The sequence below is a fragment of the Psychrobacter sp. T6-1 genome (genome assembly GCF_052258445.1).
Genome location: NZ_JBQQFC010000225.1, coordinates 1 through 4,142, shown reverse-complemented (window position 1 = coordinate 4,142; position 4,142 = coordinate 1). Strand labels below are relative to the sequence as shown.

Genomic DNA, 4,142 nt, shown 5'->3' with positions numbered 1-4,142 from the left:
TGCGATAAAGTGCCACTTTTACGCATGTATTCGGTTTTTATATCGTTCACATACTGGTAAAGCGCTTTGTCACTTTGAATCTGATGCGTGTCTGGATAGCGCTGCTCGATATACGCGCCTAGTCGACCACTGCTAATGAGCTCGCTAGCTTGCGTTTGAATGTGCTCAGGATAATGAGCAATGTATTTTAAGGGGGTCACTGGTGTTGTCCTTACTTACGCGTGTTGAAACAAAAAAGGTGCCAATCAATGATTAGCACCTTTTTCTTAATTAACTTATATTTTTAAGTTACTGACTGACTGTGACGTCAAGCGTAACACGGCGATTAGGTTGCAAGCAATCGATCTCTTGCTGACGCGGCAGGTTAGTTGAGCACTGTACAATAGGCTGCGACTCCCCTGCTCCCGTTGCTACTATAGTGTTAGGATTGACGCCTTGAGAGACTAAATAGTTCGCAACACTTTGAGCGCGCTGATTAGATAATCTCATGTTATAAGCGGCATCGCCCTTACGATCTGTATGACCTGTGATCATCACTTTGCTATAACCCATCTGTTGTGACTGTCTGAGTTTTTGTGCCAAAGTATCAAGATCACGCTTGCCTTGTGGCATCATATTCTGTGTGCTAGAGCCATCAAACTCAAATAAAGTGTCAGCACTGATAGTCATATTCTCACGGGTAGACTCAACAATGTTCGCTTGCTGGGGTGGACAGTCAGCAGGACTCCAATAAAACTCCTGACCCTTGTACTCTTTATCAAAAATGACTTTGTATTGACAAGTCTTTACTTGTTGATTGTTATCGTAGAAGTTAAGAATATAGTCCCATTCACGAGCTTTATAGCCTTCGCTAAAGTGAGGCGGACCAATAAGCTGGTAGAGCTGCTCTTTGTTCACACCAGGTCTTATCTTAGCTACGTCATCCGCGTCAACGATTCTACCTTCTTTTCGCCAAGCAGTATCCTGCTCTGGAAACACCAAATCACTGGCGCTCACTCGGCCGTCATCGGTCAGATTAGTACTGATACTTCGCGTACATCCCGTTACTGAGAGCAGTAAAACAACGGCTAAAGCGCCGTAGCCATATACAGATTGTTTCATTATCCATTCCTTAATATATTTTATGAGTAGTTTGACGGCATCTATCTAGCCTAGATAAACACCGTCATCAAACAATGAGGTTACATTAAAAATGGAAACCTGCACCAACTGCACCGCCCGCATTCCCTTGCGTATCTGCTGTACCATTCGCTTTGATAACCCAGCGACCATTATCAGAGACCCTTGAGAGTCCTACTGCTACCGCACCTTCACCGTTATAGCTGGAGATACCACCACCAATCATCGATTTACCTGGGATGAAAGATTGTGGAATTGATGACATCGCCATAGCTGCTGAAATACCTGCATTGGCATCGTCTGCAACGTCATCTATTCTATAACCAAGCTCATTAATAGCACCGTTGACTCGATTACCAAAGTTATTGAGCTGACCGACGTTAACCGCATCATTAACTTCGACACCATCAGCGACGCCGCTGATGACTTGGTTACCTGCGTTGATTCCGTTCACAGTCATACTCGGACCATCTGCAATAGTGACGCCATTGCTGTTGATAGTAGTATTGCCTGTCGTAATCGTGGCAGCGGTGACACTATCTACACTAATATTACCGTTGAGATCAAACTTGATGCCATTATCAGTCGTAGTTGTACTGATATTATTACTGCCTTGGAAATTGACGGCCGTATCATCACCTATCGGCTTATCAATGTTATCACCACTATCAGCGCCAAAGCTTAAGCCAGAATCTAGTCTATCTGTATTAGCTTGAATATCTTCGCTATTGGCTTGGATGTCCTCATTAGCTTGAGCATTACCTTGATTGACAGCAGCAATGGCATCACTAATGTTACCTTTTCCTGTACCGCCAATGTTATTAACGGTCAAGTTACCATCTGCATCATAGCTAGCATCACCGCCGATAATTCCAGCAACATCATTACCTAGATTATGCAACTGACCACCATTGATAGCATCAGTGCTGGTTGCGTTTATAGCGCCACCTTTTACATTGGTAATAGTGGTACCTTCAGCGCCGCCACCTAGCGTAATGCTACCTTTATTGACAGTGTCATCTGGGTTTTTGTCATATTGTACCGCAGCATTGCTAAGCGAGGTATTGCTATCACCAAGCGCGTCGCTGACCGCTTTTAGCTGCGAGACGTTGACGGCATCAGAGTCAGCTGTACCAGCAGCAACGCCTGTAATTTGACGATATACACCATTTGACGCATTACCTACAGCAACTGCTCCTGTAGTACTCGTAGTCGCCGTAATTGCAGAGTTACCAGCAGCCCCAAAGCCTAATACTCCAGCACCTGTCATTGCTGCAGAACCCAGTCCTAATACCACCGAACCGTTTTGGTTTGCTGTAATACCATTACCTAGTACAAAAGTATCGTCACTGTTAATCGTATTATTATTACCCACTGAGTAACTGTTATTACCATTAATAATGCTTGGATCACCAAAGGCACCAGAGTTATTACCGTTGACGATGTTGCCTGTGCCTACACTAATAGACTGATTACCGTTGGCTTGAGCACCATCACCAATTGCTACAGAAGATGCGCCAGCGACTAAAGTATTATGACCCAAAGCAACTGAAGATTTGCCCTTTTCAGTAATAATGGCATTAACTCCGATAGCGGTTGAGTTTTCACCACCTGCACTTGAGTCATTTGTTACACCACTAGCAATATCACCCTTACTTTGAGGACTTGCATTGGTATGAGCAAATTTAACCCCTTCCGTATTCATTTTCTGTACCGTTTGACCAATAGTTAGACGATCAGTGACTTCTTGACCTTCTTTATTGTAGGTTAAGAATAAGGAATTCTGATTTGGCGAATCTGTATTGATATTGGTATTGATTACCTGATTGGTAACGTTTTTAGTACCAATCACATTGCCATTTTGATCTTTAATTTCCACGTCAGTGATCTGATTGGCAACGATACTATCAAGCTGACCTTTATTAACTGCGTCAGACGCAATAACACCGTTTGCAACGTTCCTAAGTGTCGTACCACCACTAACGACGATATTATTACCGCTATCATCTTGCTCGATTACTGCTGGTGTGCCAGCAAAGCTGACTTGGTCATAGTTCACTGTATCATCGGTATTACGATCATACTGAACACCGGCTGCGGTTATGTTGTCAGTAATAGTAGATAGCTGACCAAAGGTTGCTGCATCGCTAGCTAATGTCCCATCAGCGAGATTACTGATTTTAGTATCATTTGCATCGATACCCTGCGCTGTGACACTTGGTCCCGTTGCGCCATTAGCGTTTGTAAATCTAAGTCCTGCTTGGTCTAAGATAGTGCTATTCATACCATCGGTTGCGGTGAAGCCATCAGCGCCATAGGTGCTGGTGTTGGTGCCGTCTGTAACAGTAGTGCCAGTAGCCGTCAGACTGGTGCGATCATCGCCATCGGTTGCGGTGACGCTGGTGACGTTGATGTTCTCAGCTAAGCTGTAGTTGATGCCGTTATCACTGACGGTGGTGACTAGGTTGTCATCACTGGTAAAGTCAACGGTTTCACCCAATTGAACGTTATCCTCATCGGCCTCAACGCCATTGGCGGTGATGTTAAAGCCCAGGTTGGCCTGCTCTTGAATGTTAGCGATGTCACCGGTGTTGGTGGTGGTGCGGGTGTCAAGATTGCCAAGCGCGTCACCGACGTTGGTAAACGCTGTCGCGTTAGTGCCACTGTTAGTGCCGTCATCAAGTACGTAGTTCGGTGAGGTAAAGGTACCCGTAGCAGGATCGAAGGTTGAGTCGCCACCAAGACGGGTTGCGATAGAGTCTGCTGCGGTGTTCAACTGACTACCATTGATGGCGTCGGTTGAGTTATCAGCAAGGCTGCCTGGGGCGACGCTTGTGATCACGGTGTTACCAGCATCAATACCGCTACGAGCGATACTTGGACCAATAGGATCATTGTTGTCATCTAAGAAGGTGACGCCCGCTTGGTTAAAGACGGTTGAGTCTGTACCATCGGTTGCGGTGAAGCCATCAGCGCCATAGGTGCTGGTGTTGGTGCCGTCTGTAACAGTAGTGCCAGTAGCC

Annotated in this window: 1 protein-coding gene and 4 pseudogenes; all 5 read right to left on the bottom strand. The window is 45.4% G+C overall.

Annotated features, from left to right (window positions below; translation table 11 throughout):
- A pseudogene (locus tag ACTXGO_RS10580) lies at positions 1–200 on the bottom strand (metal-dependent hydrolase); the annotation flags it as partial.
- An 88-nt stretch (positions 201–288) separates the two neighbouring features.
- Positions 289–1,101, bottom strand: coding sequence for an OmpA family protein (locus ACTXGO_RS10575; protein WP_435949458.1), 813 nt, complete (start codon positions 1,099–1,101; stop codon positions 289–291).
- Between the two features lie 85 nt (positions 1,102–1,186).
- Positions 1,187–2,029 (bottom strand): annotated as a pseudogene (locus ACTXGO_RS10570) (YadA C-terminal domain-containing protein); the annotation flags it as partial.
- 135 nt (positions 2,030–2,164) lie between these two features.
- Positions 2,165–3,034 (bottom strand): annotated as a pseudogene (locus tag ACTXGO_RS10565) (trimeric autotransporter adhesin AtaA); the annotation flags it as partial.
- A gap of 204 nt (positions 3,035–3,238) precedes the next feature.
- Positions 3,239–3,961 (bottom strand): annotated as a pseudogene (locus ACTXGO_RS10560) (hypothetical protein); the annotation flags it as partial.
- Between the last annotated feature and the right edge of the window lie 181 nt (positions 3,962–4,142).